The 17,026-nt window shown below is 39.2% G+C and carries 13 protein-coding genes; 11 read left to right on the top strand and 2 right to left on the bottom strand.

Annotated elements, in window-relative coordinates; translation table 11 throughout:
- Positions 1-75 precede the first annotated feature (75 nt).
- Positions 76-1,260 (top strand): phosphoglycerate kinase, encoded by a 1,185-nt coding sequence (locus DKT75_RS02510; RefSeq protein WP_109821859.1) that lies wholly within the window; start codon positions 76-78, stop codon positions 1,258-1,260.
- 6 nt (positions 1,261-1,266) lie between these two features.
- Positions 1,267-2,709 carry a pyruvate kinase gene (gene pyk / locus DKT75_RS02515; protein WP_109821860.1) on the top strand — a complete coding sequence of 481 codons (1,443 nt, stop codon included), beginning with the start codon at positions 1,267-1,269 and terminating at the stop codon, positions 2,707-2,709.
- Positions 2,710-2,884: 175 nt separating this feature from the next.
- Here the strand turns inward: pyk and cysN are convergent, their stop codons facing one another.
- Together cysN and cysD are read right to left on the bottom strand one after the other, a co-directional pair.
- Positions 2,885-4,813, bottom strand: coding sequence for a sulfate adenylyltransferase subunit CysN (gene cysN, locus DKT75_RS02520; protein WP_109821861.1), 1,929 nt, complete (start codon positions 4,811-4,813; stop codon positions 2,885-2,887).
- Positions 4,813-5,712: a sulfate adenylyltransferase subunit CysD gene (gene cysD, locus DKT75_RS02525; RefSeq protein WP_109821862.1), complete on the bottom strand. Its 900-nt coding sequence runs from the start codon at positions 5,710-5,712 to the stop codon at positions 4,813-4,815. The genes cysN and cysD overlap by 1 nt, the downstream gene beginning before the upstream one ends.
- A gap of 994 nt (positions 5,713-6,706) precedes the next feature.
- On the opposite strand from cysD, the gene rfaH reads away from it, so the two are divergent.
- The 9 genes from rfaH to DKT75_RS02570 all read left to right on the top strand — a co-directional run bounded on the left by rfaH (position 6,707) and on the right by DKT75_RS02570 (position 17,018).
- Positions 6,707-7,237 (top strand): transcription/translation regulatory transformer protein RfaH, encoded by a 531-nt coding sequence (rfaH, locus tag DKT75_RS02530; protein ID WP_109821863.1) that lies wholly within the window; start codon positions 6,707-6,709, stop codon positions 7,235-7,237.
- 48 nt (positions 7,238-7,285) lie between these two features.
- On the top strand, positions 7,286-8,710 hold the full coding sequence (locus tag DKT75_RS02535) for an undecaprenyl-phosphate glucose phosphotransferase (RefSeq protein WP_109821864.1): 1,425 nt from the start codon (positions 7,286-7,288) through the stop codon (positions 8,708-8,710).
- 112 nt (positions 8,711-8,822) lie between these two features.
- Complete coding sequence (locus tag DKT75_RS02540) at positions 8,823-10,094, top strand: glycosyltransferase WbuB (protein WP_109821865.1); 1,272 nt, start codon at positions 8,823-8,825, stop codon at positions 10,092-10,094.
- Between the two features lie 199 nt (positions 10,095-10,293).
- Positions 10,294-11,349 (top strand): acyltransferase family protein, encoded by a 1,056-nt coding sequence (locus DKT75_RS02545; protein WP_109821866.1) that lies wholly within the window; start codon positions 10,294-10,296, stop codon positions 11,347-11,349.
- Between the two features lie 18 nt (positions 11,350-11,367).
- Positions 11,368-11,967, top strand: coding sequence for an acyltransferase (locus DKT75_RS02550; protein WP_211665128.1), 600 nt, complete (start codon positions 11,368-11,370; stop codon positions 11,965-11,967).
- 261 nt (positions 11,968-12,228) lie between these two features.
- Positions 12,229-13,497 carry a polysaccharide biosynthesis protein gene (locus DKT75_RS02555; RefSeq protein WP_109821868.1) on the top strand — a complete coding sequence of 423 codons (1,269 nt, stop codon included), beginning with the start codon at positions 12,229-12,231 and terminating at the stop codon, positions 13,495-13,497.
- A complete protein-coding gene (locus DKT75_RS02560; RefSeq protein WP_109821869.1) occupies positions 13,469-14,500 on the top strand; it encodes a glycosyltransferase family 2 protein in 1,032 nt (343 codons plus the stop codon). The genes DKT75_RS02555 and DKT75_RS02560 overlap by 29 nt, the downstream gene beginning before the upstream one ends.
- A gap of 35 nt (positions 14,501-14,535) precedes the next feature.
- Positions 14,536-15,738 (top strand): glycosyltransferase family 4 protein, encoded by a 1,203-nt coding sequence (locus DKT75_RS02565; protein WP_109821870.1) that lies wholly within the window; start codon positions 14,536-14,538, stop codon positions 15,736-15,738.
- On the top strand, positions 15,735-17,018 hold the full coding sequence (locus tag DKT75_RS02570) for a hypothetical protein (RefSeq protein ID WP_109821871.1): 1,284 nt from the start codon (positions 15,735-15,737) through the stop codon (positions 17,016-17,018). The genes DKT75_RS02565 and DKT75_RS02570 overlap by 4 nt, the downstream gene beginning before the upstream one ends.
- Positions 17,019-17,026 lie beyond the last annotated feature (8 nt).

The raw sequence follows: 17,026 nt of genomic DNA on the forward strand, positions 1-17,026 counted from the left end.
AATATATCAGTAAGATTCATGATTTTGTAGTTAAACTACTGTAAACTCGCAGCAAATTTACAACAGAGGTGTTCGATGGCTGTTATTAAGATGACAGATTTGGATTTGTCCGGTAAACGTGTACTTATCCGACAAGATCTAAACGTACCAGTAAAAGACGGCAAAGTGACGTCAGCAAAGCGTATTGATGCGTCTTTACCAAGTCTAAAGCTAGCGCTAGAGGCCGGTGCAAAAGTGATGGTGATGTCACACCTAGGTCGCCCAACAGAAGGGCAGCCGGAAGATATCTACTCGCTAAAGCCCGTTGCAGACTACATGAGTGAAGCACTAGGCCAGCCGGTAAAGCTAATTACTGACTACCTAGATACTGCACCAGAGCTTGCAAATGGTGAAGTTGCGCTACTAGAAAATGTACGCTTCAACGTAGGTGAAAAGTCAAACGACGAAACACTGTCTCGCCATTACGCATCATTGTGTGATGTATACGTAATGGACGCGTTTGGTACAGCTCACCGTGCACAAGCCTCAACTTATGGCGCAGGTGAATTTGCACCAGTAGCTGCAGCAGGTCCACTGCTAGCAGGTGAGTTGGAAGCACTTGGTAAAGCGTTAGATAACCCAGCACGACCAATGGTCGCTCTCGTGGGTGGATCTAAAGTATCAACTAAGTTGACCGTACTAGAGTCACTATCAAAAGTTGTAGACCAGCTAATCGTCGGTGGTGGAATTGCGAATACGTTTATTGCCGCTCAAGGCCATAACGTAGGTAAGTCACTCTACGAAGCTGATTTGATTGATACCTGTAAAAGTCTTACAGCAGCAGCGGAAGCAAATGGCGGCAGTATTCCTGTCCCTACTGATGTTGTGTGCGGTAAAGAATTCTCTGAAACAGCAGAAGCGAGCCTAAAAGCAGTTGCCGATGTAGCAGACGACGATATGATTTTTGATATCGGTCCTGAGTCCGCTGAGCAGCTAGCGGAAGTTATTCGCAACGCAGGCACAATCGTATGGAACGGCCCTGTTGGTGTCTTTGAGTTTGACCAGTTTGGTGAAGGCACAAAGGCAATCGCAATGGCCATCGCAGAATCAGACGGTTTTTCAGTAGCAGGCGGTGGTGACACTCTTGCAGCAGTTGATAAATATGGCATAAGTGACAAAGTCTCTTATATCTCAACTGGCGGTGGATCGTTCCTAGAGTTTCTTGAAGGTAAAAAATTACCCGTTGTTTCTATGTTAGAAGCACGTGCAAAGGATGTTTAAAAAGATATGAGACGTACTAAAATTGTTGCGACATTAGGTCCTGCAACGGACACACCAGAAAGCATTGAAAAGCTAATCCAAGCTGGCGTAAACGTAGTGAGATTAAACTTCTCACACGGTTCGTCAGAAGATCATGCACTACGCGCGAAAATGGTTCGTGATGCTGCGAAGAAGCTAGGTGTTGTAGTTGGAATCCTAGGAGACCTACAAGGTCCAAAGATTCGTATCGACCGTTTTAAAGAAGGCAAAATCTTCTTAGAGCAGGGTGATGCTTTCTTCCTAGATTCAGATCTAGGTGTAGAAGATGGCGATATCAATGGTGTTGGTCTAACCTACAAAACATTACCACAAGAAGTTGTGCCAGGTGATGAGCTATTACTTGATGATGGTCGTATTATCTTCATAGTAAAAGAAATCAAAGGCAACCGTATTCATTGTGAAGTTGTTAATGGTGGCGCACTGTCAAACAACAAAGGAATCAACCGTCGTAACGGTGGTTTATCAGCTGAAGCTCTAACTGAAAAAGATATCAAAGATATCCAGACAGCTGCTGACATCAATGTTGACTTCCTAGCAGTATCTTTCCCTCGTTCAGCAGAAGACATGCACTACGCACGCCGTCTAATGAAAGAAGCGGGCGGAAACGCAGCAATGGTGAGTAAGCTAGAGCGTGCTGAAGTTGTTGTTCAGCCAGTACTAGACGAAATCATTCTAGCATCTGACGTAATTATGGTTGCTCGTGGTGACTTGGGTGTAGAGATCGGTGATGCTCACTTGCCACTAGCGCAAAAGAACATGATTAATCGTTGTCGTAAGCTAAACCGTATTGTTATCACTGCGACGCAGATGATGGAAACAATGATCGAAAACCCAATCCCAACACGTGCAGAAGTATTTGACGTGGCGAATGCGGTAATCGACGGTACTGACGCAGTAATGCTGTCAGGCGAAACAGCAATGGGTGCACATCCATACAAAGTTGTGGAAATCATGTCTGATATCTGTGAGAAAGCAGAACAATCTGCTGATTCACAAAATTCTGCTCACCGTATGGATCTTAAGTTTGATCGTGTTGATGAAGGTATAGCAATGGCGACAATGTACGCTGCTAACCACATGGACATCAAAGCGATTGGCGCTTTGACTGAATCTGGCTCAACAGCAAAATGGATGTCACGTATCAGTTCTGGTATTCCAATCTTTGCACTAACGAACCATGAGAAGACATGTCGTTTGGTTAGTTTGTACCGTGGTGTTTACCCAGTGCTGCTAACAGAGAAGCTAGATAATCCTCTTGTTGCTAACCGTGTTGTTATTGACCATTTGATCACAGAGCAAGTGGTTGAAGATGGCGACCAAGTCATTGTGACTAAAGGTGATCTAATGGGTCGAGATGGTGGAACTAATCAAATGAAAGTTATTCGTGTGGGTAACCACAACAACGCATAACGAACATTTGATTGTTCGCAAGACATAAAAAAAGGGTGACTATAAAAGTCACCCTTTTTTTATGGAAGAGAAAAACTAATTAGTTAATCAAGCCCATGTTATCTAGCTTAAGCAAAGTCATATTGTCATAAAACACCTAACTCCAACAAAAGTTGAAATTAGGTGAGTGAACATGTTACGACTGATTTGAACTATCAAATAGCCAAGCAATAACCTTCTGAGCTGCTTCTTCCGGTGTTTGGGTTGTTGTGTCCAAACGAATTTCCGGGTTGGTTGGTGCTTCGTAAGGGCTATCAATGCCAGTGAAGTTTTTCAACTCCCCCGCACGTGCTTTTTTATACAAGCCCTTCACATCACGCTTTTCAGCTACTTCTAGCGGCGTCTCAATATAAATTTCAACGAACTCCGCCTCTGGTAGCATTTCACGCACCATTCTACGCTCACCACGGAAAGGTGAAATAAATGCGGTCAGCACAATAAGACCAGCCTCTACCATTAGTTTAGACACCTCTCCAATCCGTCGAATATTCTCAACGCGATCAGCTTCGGTAAAGCCTAGATCCTTATTAAGTCCATGACGAACATTGTCACCATCCAGCAGGAAAGTATGTCTATTCATAAGGTGTAATTTCTTCTCCACCTCATTAGCGATAGTAGACTTGCCTGACCCTGATAAGCCTGTAAACCACAGTACCATTGGTTTTTGGTTTTTCAGATTAGCATGTGCAGTACGATCAACCTCTGTCGCCTGCCAATGAACATTGTCACTACGGCGCAAAGCGAAATTTAACATACCTGCTGCGACAGTCGCATTGGTCATCTTATCGATCAAGATAAAACCACCTAACTCATGTCCACCGCGCGCAATATCATTGTAGGACTCAAACACCACGCGCTTATCCGTGGTCAGTGAGCAAACACCGATATCGTTAAGCTGTAGCGTTTTAGCCGCAAGCTGCTCAATAGAGTTAACATCAACACGATACTTAGGGTGCTGAACAGTAGCGTTAACCGATTGAGTACCGATCTTCATCACATAGCTGCGACCCGGTAGCATCTCGTGCTCATCCATCCAAACTAAAGTAGCTTCGAAGCTGTCAGCAGCTTCTGCAGGATCAGCTGCCGCACAAATGACATCACCGCGTGAACAGTCAATCTCATCGTTAAACGTCAGCGTAACAGACGCGCCTGCTGAGGCCTGTTCCAAGTCCCCATCCATTGTAACAATGCTCTTGATGGTGGATGTCTTACCAGAAGGCAATACTCTAATTTCGTCACCAGGCTTAACAACACCAGACGCAATTTGTCCGGAGAAACCGCGAAAATCGAGATTAGGGCGATTAACCCATTGCACAGGAAAACGTAACGGGCCGCTTTGTCTTACATCTTCACCAACATCAACGGTTTCAAGGTGATTCATCAGTGTGATGCCGTTATACCACGGTGTATTTTCACTGACTGAGGCAATGTTGTCGCCTTTAAAACCAGAGATAGGCATAGCAGTGAACTCAGCGATACCAATAGAGTCAGCAAATACACGATAGTCTGAAACAATCTGGTCATAAGTCGCTTGATCGTAGTCAACCAAATCCATCTTATTGACTGCTAAAACGATATTTTTGATGCCCAGCAAGTTCACCAAATAACTATGGCGACGAGTTTGCGTCAGGATACCTTTACGCGCATCGATAAGAATTACTGCTAGCTGTGAGTCAGATGCACCAGTCACCATGTTACGCGTGTATTGCTCGTGGCCCGGTGTGTCAGCTACGATGAATTTACGCTTTTCAGTCGCAAAGAAGCGGTAAGCAACATCAATGGTAATACCTTGTTCGCGCTCGGCTGCAAGACCATCAACTAATAAAGCAAAGTCAATATCTTGTCCCTGAGTACCACCCGCTTTTGACTCGTCTTCTAGTGCAGCAAGCTGATCTTCAAAGATCATTTTGGAATCATAAAGCAGACGACCAATCAGTGTTGATTTACCGTCGTCGACAGAGCCGCAGGTAATAAAACGCAGCATAGTCTTTTCAAGGTGTGTATTAAGGTATTCTTCAACGTTCTCAGCGATCAACGCATCTGGACGATAAGCATTATCAGTCATTAGAAATAACCCTCTTGTTTTTTCTTTTCCATCGTCGCGGATGCATCTTTATCAATTGCTCGACCCTGACGTTCAGACGTCGTGGTCAGTAGCATTTCTTGAATGACTTCAGGCAATGTCTTTGCAGTTGACTCAACAGCACCTGTCAGTGGGTAACAACCCAAAGTACGGAATCGTATAGAGCGTTGAACAGGCACTTCGCCTGGCTCAAGTGGGAAACGGTCATCATCCACCATCACTATCATACCATCGCGTTCAACTGTCGGACGCATCTCTGAAAGGTACAATGGAACAATCTCAATGTTTTCCATATAGATGTACTGCCAGATATCCAGCTCAGTCCAGTTAGATAGTGGAAACACACGAATAGACTCACCTTTGTTTTTGCGAGTATTGTATAAGCTCCATAGCTCTGGGCGCTGGTTTTTAGGGTCCCATCCGTGGTTCTTACTACGGAAAGAAAAGATACGCTCTTTAGCGCGACTCTTTTCCTCATCACGGCGTGCACCACCAAAAGCAAGGTCAAAACCGTGCTTGTCTAGCGCTTGCTTAAGGCCTTCGGTTTTCCACATATCTGTGTGCAGGCTGCCATGGTCAAATGGGTTAATCCCTTTATCTACTGCTTCTTGGTTTTTATGGACCAGTAGCTCCATGCCTGCATCTTTAGCTGCTTTTTCACGCAGCTTGTACATTTCCTGAAACTTCCAAGTAGTGTCGACGTGCAGCAATGGGAATGGTGGTGGAGAAGGGAAAAAAGCCTTTTTCGCTAAGTGAAGCATAACTGCGCTGTCTTTACCTACCGAGTAGAGCATGACAGGGTTTTCTGATTCTGCGGCAGCTTCCCGAAGAATTTGAATACTTTCATATTCCAGCTGTTTTAAATGGGTATGTTTCTTCATATTCACGGTTTCATTCTGTAGTTGGTTAATATAGAGATCACATCTAATGTGTAAGTAGGCCGATTATAGATGAGACTCTAAGTCTAATAAAGTGATTTGATTTGATATTTGTATCTCTATAAAGAGATAAATAACCTTGTCATAACCATATCAAACGCGAATTGAGTCTCAAGCGAAGTACATTGAAAATTGGCGACTAGCGGCTGCAATTCTCTCAGGCGTGTAAACCCTCCACTGGCTCTCCAGCGTACTTCTTAAGCTTCATACTGAGGGCGGTCTTGCACGTAAACCATGTGTTTGAAGTCAGCCATCTCCGTGCCTGCCTCAATTTTGTGCGTTAACTGCTCTAACCAAGTATGACAGAACAAAGATGGCTTATTATTGGTGCTTGTTTAACGTGGTTGTTCATAGGAAGAGTTAATAGGTTTTAGGGAGGTGTTTGTATTATCATTAAAAACAAGACTTTAAGGTTGTTTTTTGTCTAACTAGAGGTGGGTAAAACGGGTGAATAAAATATCCCAGATTTTATCTGGAGATTAGTTTATAGTGACTCATTATCATATTGCACTGATTTGGTGCTCTGTTGGTAGTTTAAGAATATTATTGCACTAATTTGGGTCTTTTTATCCTAAATGATTAATGTTTGATGAATGGCGTATGCTAGTGTTGCTTTATTATTAATCTCTAGCTATCCTGAACATAAGTTTAATAAGATCTAAATATTTATATATTATGTCTTATAATTACCTATAATGCTGGTTCTTATTGTGGGAGCTCTGATAACTAGTTATTTCAAGGGGGAAAACCAAGGCTTAAATCAAGCCAGTGGTTGTCGTGGTTACTCACACATCTTACATGCACTTATTCAGGATTTTTTGATTCTGAGTAATAAACGTGCGCATTCCTAAATACTCCAAAAAACTTACTGTGATGACACGGTATGGCGGTAGCATGCCTAATCGTTAAGCATATAACCTTAAATAGGTGATAGGTAATGAGCCAAAATCAAAACCGCCGAGAATGGTATCTCTTAAACTGCAAGCCCAAACAAGACGAGCGAGCAGAAGAAAACCTAAACAACCAAGGTTATATAACGTTTAGACCGACATTAACCCTAAAGAAAAAGCGAAGGAATAAAGAAGTACTCGTACAAGAGTCACTATTCCCTAGATATCTATTTATTTACTTAGACAAAGAAAACGACAACTGGGCACCTATCAGTTCAACGCTAGGGGTCAGCAGTATCGTTAGGTTTGGTCAAGAGCCTGCAAAAGCAACAGACGAGTTAGTAGCACAGCTAAAGCAGCGAATGCTATTACAAGAAAGCATGTCTAGCAGCACGCCAAGACCAGATTTCAAAGAAGGCGAAGTCGTCGCTATTGATGAAGGTCCACTGAAAGGACTCAATGGTGTATTTAGTGGCTATGCGAGTGACGAGCGAGTCATCGTATTGCTTAATCTACTAAGCCAGCAAAGCAAGGTAACACTACGTTCTGAGTATGTGAAAAAGTCTTTAGCAAGCTGAGAAAGCGCTTTCAGCAGGGGTTAATTAACTAGGTTTAAGTGGTGATTCATGTATAGCGGTCATATTTTGAAAAGAGAACAATACATAAGTGGAACATTTCGACTCGTCGATATACTGACAATACTGCTTAGCAGTCTACTTGTCTCATACGTCCAATTTGGAGTCATACAAGTCACCGAAAAATATGTGTTTTTTATAACAACACTGTGCTTTGTGACACTAAATATATTTAACTTCATGTCAGTGTATAGAGCTTGGCGCGGTAAAGCCTTTATACAAGAGCTAGTCAGCGTCACCTTGGCGCTGCTAGTTGTTTCGCTCATCATGGGAGCGCTCGTGTTTCTGTTTAGAACGGGAGATGAGTTCTCAAGACTATGGGTAGGGTCAACCTTCATAACTGCTTACGTAGGTATGATCGGCTACCGCTCAATAGCACGAGTATTAATACGTTACCTGAGAGCAACAGGGCATAACCAAAAACGAATTGTCGTTGTCGGTGCTGGTGTACTAGGAAAGCGGGTATGCAGCACCATCAGTCGTGAAACTTGGGCAGGGGTCAAAGCAGTGGCCTTATTTGATGATGAAAAAGCACTACACGGCTCAAACTATCGTGGTGTGGAAGTCATTGGTGGTGTGAATGATGTTGCAGGCTTTATAGAGTCATACCGCTCAAGAGACAGTCACGAACGAATAGATCATGTGTGGATCGCACTGCCACTGAGCGCAAGAGACAGAATTGAATATCTACAAGAGAAGCTACAAGACACCGCCGCTAGTGTGTACCTAGTACCAGACCTATACGGTTTTAACCTTGATAGCTACAAAGTTGATGAAATGATCGGTATGCCGATCATGAACATGTCAGCGTCAAGTGCACAAGGTTGGCGAGCCATACTAAAACGCATAGAAGACCTAACCATCGCAAGTGTCTTGCTCGTACTACTAAGCCCCGTTTTTGCGATAGTCGCCTACCTCATAAAGAGTGACTCAAAAGGGCCCGTCTTCTTCAAGCAAAAGCGTTACGGAATAGATGGCAAAGAAATACTCGTTTGGAAGTTTCGCTCTATGTCAGTCACTGAGAACGGTGGCGAAGTAAAGCAAGCCCAGCGTACAGACCCAAGAGTCACTAAGATCGGCGCGTTTATACGTAAAACATCGATTGATGAATTGCCACAGTTGATCAACGTACTGCAAGGCACAATGTCACTTGTTGGGCCGCGACCACACGCAGTAGCACATAACGAATTTTACCGAAGTAAAGTCATGGGTTACATGGCTCGACACAAAATGCACCCCGGCATTACAGGCTGGGCACAAGTAAACGGGTCACGCGGAGAAACGGTAGAGGTGAGAGACATGGAAGAACGCATCCGCTACGACCTAGAGTACATAAAGCACTGGTCACTTGGGCTAGACTTCAAAATACTCTTTAGAACAATCTCTACCGTACTCAACACAAAGAATACGTACTAATTTAAATCAACCAAAATATCACCTCAAAGCTACCCAAAAAACTGGCCATTCAAACACTTGGATGACCAGCCTATCGCTTGTAAATGACAATACAGTCAAAAGGTCCTTTCAAATGAAAATCTTAATATACGGTTTAAATTACTCTCCAGAACTAACCGGCATAGGAAAGTACACAGGAGAAATGGCAACGTGGCTAGCAGCACAAGGCCATCAAGTTCGCGTAATAACAGCACCACCGTACTACCCGCAGTGGAGTATTGGTGGGAACTACAAAAACACCTACACCAAAGATGTCGTCGACGGTGTCGAGGTATACCGCTGCCCGTTATATGTACCTAAAGGCAAAATCACCACCATTAAGCGCCTAATACATCTGACCTCATACAGTATTAGTAGTTTTCCAACACTACTAAGAAATACGCGTTGGTCGCCAGATGCGGTTATCAACGTAGTACCTGCACTATTTACAACACCAGGTGCCATGCTTTTCAGTAAAATAGTTAGAGCAAAGCTCGTCACGCACATTCAAGACTTTGAAAGTGACGCGATGTTTGGTCTGGGAATGGCAAAGAAAGGCGTCGTTGCAAAGGTATGGAGCAAGGCTGAGCAGGTCATGTTTAAGCGCTCATCAAGCGTATCGTCGATCTCTAGAGCGATGATTAATAACGCGATTAGAAAAGGTGCTAAGTCAGAAAATACCTACCTGCTACCAAACTGGTCAGAACTGGCCATGTTTAAAAATGTTGATGGTGCCGGTGCGTTGAAAGTACAGCTTGGTCTACCAGACGATAAGTCGATCATCCTTTACTCAGGTAACCTTGGTCGCAAGCAAGGATTAGAGCGAGTGGTGAATGTTGCATGGCAAAAGCGTGACAACAACGACTTACACTTTGTGATCTGTGGTGACGGTGCAGCAAAGCAAGACTTGATAGATATGGCAAAGATGCTAGAACTAACAAATCTTTCCTTCCTACCCTTGCAGGCGTTTGAAGACCTGCCGAGACTGTTAAAACTTGCAGACGTACACTTAGTGGTTCAAAACGCCGGTGTTGCGGATGCAGTACTGCCATCAAAGCTGACAAACATACTTGCTGTCGGTGGAAACGCGGTGATCACAGCCACTGAAGAGACTGAAATGGGACTGCTAGTGAGCAAATACCCAGAGATAGCGACACTCGTCGCACCAGAAGATGATGAAGCTTTGTCTAAAGGAATAGATCTAGCACTTCAGAAACAATCCCTTAACAAAGTAGCGATACAGTACGCGGATAACTTCTTGGATAAAGAAGCAATCCTTGCTGACTTTGAAAAAATGCTGAAGCGCTTGGTTAGCCAAGAGCGACGCGGTATTCGGGTGTCCTTACGCAAGGTGTTTAGCAAGTAAGTTTTAGACGTAAATAAGTTCCAAGTTAGATTTTAGAGAATGTAACTCAGTTTTTTTAAATTTATCTATAAGTGACTTTATTTTAGAAATTGAGATTTTTAATGTAGCTGAATCTTGGTGATACTCGACCAGTGAAAGGTTATGGTTTATAGCAATATAGACTTATGGTCACAGGCTTGGTTTAAAATGAGGTTTTACTTTGACTAAGAAGGTTTATCTTAATTCATTTGGTAATTTTAGAGCTATAGCGATAATTCTAATTGTTACAGTTCACACGATAGGTGCTAGTGGATTAAAGAATGATAGTGTTTTGGATGCTTTTTTTCTTAATATTATTCTTGGAAGTACAAGTTTATTTGTATTTATTTCGGGGTACATGTTTCATTATGTTTTTTATGAAAAGTTCTCATATGGAAGATTTATTAAAGGAAAGATAAAGACGGTATTTATTCCTTATCTAGTGCTGGGTTTTCTTCCAATATTAACATGGGTTTTTTTTAGACCAAATGCTTATAATGGTGATTATAATTTCGGTTTTAATGGTCTTCTAGGTGAGTATTTATTGCCAATAGTTAAATATTATTCTACTGGTCAGTTTATGACTGCTTATTGGTATATACCATTTGCCATGTTGATTTTTTTATTGTCTCCAGTGTTTGTTCTATTTATAAGATTTAGTTTAACTAATAGAATGGTAATAATTTTTTTATTTTCTGGTGTTTCTTGTTTCTTACATAGATCCATACTTAATGAAAATATATTTCAGAATGCTTTGTATTTTTTTCCTATTTATCTTATAGGTATTAGTTTCTCTATGCATAAAGAATCTGTATTGATTTTTTTTAAAGGTAAAGGTTTTTTCTTGTTTACTCTTGTTGTTCTGTTTTCTTATATTCAAGTTGTTACGGGTAATAATGGTATATATACCAAAGATGCTCTAATTATAACGAAAATTGATATTATGTTTATTCAAAAAATCCTGCTATGTTTTTTAATTTCTTTGTTTTTAATAAAGTATGAAAGTAGGAAGAGTTTAATACTTACGAAAATTTCGGAAATGAGTTTCTCAATATATTTCATACATCCTTTTTTATTGTTTGCTGCGTATAAGGTTAACTTTGGTTTTTCAAAAGATGAAGGATCTTGGTTGACACTTTTTTTGATGGTATTTATGGTTATTTCATTGTGTTGCTTTATATCTGTTGGGGTTAAGTTTTTATTGGGCGCACGTAGTAGGTATTTTATTGGATATTAATTTAACGAGGTGTGTTTTTTGAGTTATTTTTGTTACTTATTTAATAACAGGAAAAAAGAAAATATTTTAACTAAAAGGTTTTTTAAGCTAGTTGCTAAAAGATTGTGGCATTTTAGAGCCTTGTTAATGTTAGAGTTTCATAAAAATAAAATTACACTAAAGGGAGCTAAAATAGGTGAGTTATCTGTAATATCCAGAAGGTGTATTTTTCAAGGAAAACTTAGTAGGCTTAAAGTAGGTAGAGAAACATTTATTGGAGAGTCAAATCTTATGTTGCATGGTCATGTCGATATAGGTGATTTCACGGTAATTAATGATGGTGTGAAAATAATCACCGCATCGCATGACATTGATAGTAAAACTTGGAGTCAAATCTCAAAAAATACTACTATTGGTGATAATGTCTGGATTGCAACAGATGCAACAATTTTGCCTGGAGTAATTATACATTCAAATGCGATCATTGGAGCAGGAGCTGTAGTGTCTAAGAATGTTGGATTCGGTGAGGTAGTAGTTGGAAATCCTGCAAAGCTTGTAAAGAAAAGAAAAAATGAAGTCTTTTGCTACTCACCAGTTAGGTTTATCGCACCTTTTGAAGCTTGGATTGGATTGGATTAATAAGCAATAAATAATATTTTTTTGATTTTTAATACTACTAGAAAAATACTTGTTATTAAGCTGTGAATTTTTTATTTATGATACGGGGTAGATTTTTTTTTAGTATTTTTGTTACTCATGTTTGTTAGTTTAGGAGTGATATTAATTTAAATATTTTTTAATATAATATATAAGTTAAAATATATATTTAATAGGCTTATATGGATAGTAAGCAAAAACTAAATACTATTTTTTTCACTGAAAAGGTAAATAAACTAGGGCATGTATGACTTATATAAGAAAGTAAGAGGTAACTCTTCACGTGCACTAATTTTCTTAACAGGGAGTGTCGCAGCGCAGGGTATTTCGGCATTAACTGGACTTTTGTTAGCTAGATGGTTAGCTGTTTCTGATTATGCTACATACACAATTATGATTACCCTAATTGGAGCCATGAGTATATTGACAAAAGGAGGTGCTACATTCGGTTACTCAGCAATTTTAGGTAGAGTCTGGCCAGATAGAAAACTTGTATCAGAAGCGGTGCTTGCAGTAACTAATGTAAGAAAGAAAGTATCTATTTTTGTTTTACCATTTGTGATTGCTTCTACTTCATTTCTATTGGATAGAAATGAAGTTAGCTTTATAGAAAATTTTATTTTGTGTTTATTTATAGTTGCCCTTTGGTGGGCAGATATGAAAACTAGCTTAGTAGAGCAGGTTTTATTTTATGCTAAAATAACAACATCTATACAAGTTCTTGATACTTTTCTATCAATACTTCGTTTAATCGCTATATCAGTTATTTATCTATTTAGCTCAATATACATATTACCAGTTATGTTAATAAGTGTTTTGGTAGCTTCTTTAAGAATATTACCTATTAATAAGTGGGCTGGAGAATTTTTACAAACTAGAGATGTTGAAAATAATAACTCATTCACCAAAGAAATAAATGGAAGTGTAAAGAAGCAGTTACCAGTTGAAATTTATTATGTCTTTCAAGCACAAATAGTATTATTTTGCTTGAGCTTTTTTAGTAATAGCCAAGATGTGGCTGGTTTTGGTGCTCTAGGACGAATTGCTCAATTGCTGGTTCCTGTAACAATGTTTACGTATGCTTTTTCAATTCCTATTTATACACGTGCTTCAGAAAACGTGGGTAGGTTACTCATTTTATTTATTCTACTCTCTTTGGCACCTGGGTTATTTCTGCTGTGTATTTCGGTGTTCTATCCCGATATGCTTTTATGGTTAATCGGGCCTAACTATTCTAATATGCATAATGAAATAATTTGGGCAGTTTTTGCAACTCTTATATCTGTAACATCAGGTGTATTTAGAAATCTAGTTTCTTCTAGAGGAAAAATGAAATATAACTTTTTACAAATTCCGTTGGGTTTTCTATGGGTCGGTATTGCGGTTTTTCTAATAGATTTATCAACAATTATAGGTGCATTTCAACTTCAAATAGGGTTTGCTATTTGCGCAATTATATGTGGTTTAATAGATTTTTTTACAGGTGAAACTAAAGAAAAAAGAAGTGTTTAACTTACTTTATGATTTAAGAGAGGTTCAAATGGCCGAAACAAGTAAGCCTGAGGTGTCTATAATTGTACCAACATATAGAAGGCTAGGTGTTTTAAAAAATTGTTTACAAGCTATAGAACAAATGGAAGGTGAGATTGGAGAGATACTAATTATATGTCGATCAGTTGATGATAAAGACACTCATCGATGGTTGGTTGCAACTGCGGTAGAGAAAGAAAAATGGAAAATTATTGACGTTGATCAACCAGGTGTAGTGCATGCTATAAACTCTGGTCTTGATGTAGCTACGAAAGACTTTATAGCTATCTTTGATGATGACGCAGTACCGAGAAGGAATTGGTTGAACCTAGTACTAGATCAATATAAAGATGATGACGTTGGAGCAGTGGGCGGACGTGATGTAGTAGATGTTAATGGAGTAAAGTTAGATAGACCAGAGGTGAAGGTGGCCGGAGTAATTGATTTTTGGGGTAACCTGATAGGTAACCATCATTTAGTTGTTGGTAAAGCAAGAGATGTAGATGCACTAAAGGGCTGTAACTGGTCTTTTAGGCGCTCCGCTATTGGTACTGGAAGGCTTGATAGTCGGTTATTAGGTATGGGAGCACAGTTCGATAATGAATTACTATTTTGTCTAAACATACGCAAAGCTGGTTGGAGAATACGCTTAGACCCTAATGCAATTGTTGATCATTATCCTGCTGTGAGACATGAGATAAAGCGGGGGGAATGGACAAAAGAGCGGTGTTTCCAGCAGAGTTGTAATCATACAATGTCTCAATTTTCAGTAGCCTCAACCTCCATGAAGCTTAGGCATACTTTTTATATGTTGGCTATTGGTAGTCGTTATTGTCCTGGGCTGTATTACATGCTTCATGCTTTATTGAAAAGGCCTAAAGAACTTGCAGGAATAATGCTTGGTGGGTGGAGTGGTTTTTTCAAAGGTATAGGTATTGCAGAAGATATTAAGAGAAACCCGTCTGGTTATATACGTGAAATTTAAGCTATGTGAGTTAAATTAATTATAAGTTGGTACTTATGAAAAATGATAAAAATGGTGTATATGTATTACATCCCGGTATTCAGCACTCATATCAGCTAGCATGGGCCTTGTATAGTAAAGGAAGTTTAGCAAAATATATTTCTGGAGTACCAGTCAGGTCTAGTAAGTCGGATTTTTTTCTCTTACCTAAAAAGCTTTCTAGTAAATTAAAGAAAACAGATATAGCTAGCAGCTTGAGGCATCACCCTATAGTCTTTCAGCTAATCCAGCGCTCTGGACAACTCTTCTTAAGAAAGTTAGGCAAAGAGTCAGTTATTGAAGGTTTTGTTCATAGAGTCTTTCATGCTTTTGATTTCTATACTTCTTTACTTATTCCAAAAAGAAATATGAAAGCTGTTATTTGCTTTGAAAACAATGGGTATCACACTTTTAAAAAGGCTAAGCAGCATAATATTTTTTGTATTTTAGATGCACCATCTATTCATTACCAATCAGCAGATAAATTACTAGGCAGTCAACCGAAGCACTCATATTTAGCTGAAATTAATCGAAGAAAGTTGGAAGAAATTAAACTAGCTGATGCAGTGATTACTTGCTCCACGTTTGCTGCTAAGACATATATTGATAACGGCGTACCAAAGGAAAAGGTATTTCCAGTACTTCTTGGAGCAACGTTACCAGAAGGTGTTTGTCGTACAAGGCAGAGTGACAAAATTCGCTTTATTTTTGCCGGTTCAATGATGGAAAGAAAGTCAATAGATATAATACTAAAAGTCTTCAAAGAATTTACAAAGGAAGATAATGTAGAGCTATACATTGTTGGTGGTACTACAGATCAGAAGTGGGTAGATGAAGCTAACTCAATACAAAATGTAACCTATGTTGGTTCTGTAGGACAGGAAGCTTTATATCAATATCTTGCAGACTCCGACTGCTTATTATTACCATCTCGTTTTGATGCATTCGGTATGGTTGTAGCGGAGGCAATGGCTGTTGGTATTCCAGCGATAGTTTCTTCAAATACTGGGGCTAAAGAAATGATAGAAATGTTTCCAAACTCAGGTTGGGTAATTGATGCAAGTTATATAGAGCTTAAACAATCAATACAAAGTATTTTGTCTGGATATTATGACTTGGAAACAGCCAAAAAAGCTGCATTAGAAGCTTCAAAGTATTTCACGTGGGAGAATTACAGAGCTAGAGTCTCCGAATTAATTTTATCATTGAGTAGTAAATGAAGCTTAGCCTTAAAAAGAGTAACTTAGATTATTTACTGCTATTAGGTATTATTTCAATTGCCATATTAGAAGGTGCTCTTGCTAAGTGGTTCGGTGTGCCAATGACTGTATCGATGGTCTTTCGTGACTTTTTAGGTGTACTATTAGTTTGTAGATTTTTTTACTTAAAGAAATTTAAGGTTTTCCCTATTCTAAGTGCTATTTTGTTAGTTTGGTCAGTTTTAATAATTTCGGTAGCGCTTTTACAGTCAATGTCACTAAGCTTACCTATTATTGTTTCACTGATTGGGTTGCGTTTTTGGTTATTATACCTTTGGATTTCTCTGTCGATTGCTAGTTTGGTGAGTTTTGATAAATTTAGTAAGTCGCTAAAGTTTTTAGTTTACTTTCTAATTATTATGACTCCTCTAGTCTACTATCAATCTACGTTACCTCCTTCTCATTTTCTTAATTCAGATCCTGCTTTAGAAGGTGTTGGTGTTTTTATCTTAGCCGGCGATATAGTAAGAGCAACTGGAACTTTTTCATTCACATCTGGCTTTACATATTTTTTAGTAGTTATTATTCCTCTAGTTTATTCTTTTAAAGGTTTATGCCGCGATAAAAAAATTAGAATCTTGAGTGTTCTTTGTTTGATTTTAATGGTTGTTTTTAGTGGCTCTCGTTCGACAATAATCTGGTTTTCAATTATGACTTTAGCTTGGCTTATGGCTGAGGTATTTTCTGGTAGAATGAGTGCAAGGTATTTATTAGTTATTCCTTTTATTAGTTTAGTTGTTTACTTTGGTGTTACTATAATTTTCGAAAATAATATTGATGCTTATATTAGTAGATTTGAATCAGCTAGCGAGGCAGAAAAAATTTCCTCACGTATATTAGCTATTTTTTTTGGTGAACCCTACGTTTTTAATGATTTTAAACTTTTTGGTAATGGCATCGGTGCTGGAAGCAACGCAGGAGCAATTTTTCTGTCAGGCGAGAGAGGATTTTCCTTAGCTGAGACGGAGCCTGGAAGGGTTCACTTAGAAGCTGGTTTAGTAGGCATTGTCTGGACATTAATTAAGTGGGTGTCTTGTATACTTGGGTTTATTTGGTCTTTTAAAATCTTAATTAAGAAAAAAGATAGCTTTCCTTTTTTATTGTCACTTAGTGTTTTCTATTCTTTCATATCATGGCCAATGTCTGGCCAATTGAGTGCTAACTTTTTTGGCTACTTTCTATTAACTATTTTTCTATCTCAGTATAAATTTTACTCAAATAAATCTAATGTTAACTTTTAAAGAAAATA

Source organism: Leucothrix arctica (genome assembly GCF_003172895.1).
Lineage (GTDB): Bacteria > Pseudomonadota > Gammaproteobacteria > Thiotrichales > Thiotrichaceae > Leucothrix > Leucothrix arctica.

What these genes read in the sequence shown, in the direction of transcription:
- DKT75_RS02510 (WP_109821859.1), top strand. Translation starts at nt 76, where the DNA reads ATGGCTGTTATTAAGATGACAGATTTGGATTTGTCCGGTAAACGTGTA.
- pyk (WP_109821860.1), top strand. Translation starts at nt 1,267, where the DNA reads ATGAGACGTACTAAAATTGTTGCGACATTAGGTCCTGCAACGGACACA.
- cysN (WP_109821861.1), bottom strand. Translation starts at nt 4,813, where the DNA reads ATGACTGATAATGCTTATCGTCCAGATGCGTTGATCGCTGAGAACGTT.
- cysD (WP_109821862.1), bottom strand. Translation starts at nt 5,712, where the DNA reads ATGAAGAAACATACCCATTTAAAACAGCTGGAATATGAAAGTATTCAA.
- rfaH (WP_109821863.1), top strand. Translation starts at nt 6,707, where the DNA reads ATGAGCCAAAATCAAAACCGCCGAGAATGGTATCTCTTAAACTGCAAG.
- DKT75_RS02535 (WP_109821864.1), top strand. Translation starts at nt 7,286, where the DNA reads ATGTATAGCGGTCATATTTTGAAAAGAGAACAATACATAAGTGGAACA.
- DKT75_RS02540 (WP_109821865.1), top strand. Translation starts at nt 8,823, where the DNA reads ATGAAAATCTTAATATACGGTTTAAATTACTCTCCAGAACTAACCGGC.
- DKT75_RS02555 (WP_109821868.1), top strand. Translation starts at nt 12,229, where the DNA reads ATGTATGACTTATATAAGAAAGTAAGAGGTAACTCTTCACGTGCACTA.
- DKT75_RS02565 (WP_109821870.1), top strand. Translation starts at nt 14,536, where the DNA reads ATGAAAAATGATAAAAATGGTGTATATGTATTACATCCCGGTATTCAG.
- DKT75_RS02570 (WP_109821871.1), top strand. Translation starts at nt 15,735, where the DNA reads ATGAAGCTTAGCCTTAAAAAGAGTAACTTAGATTATTTACTGCTATTA.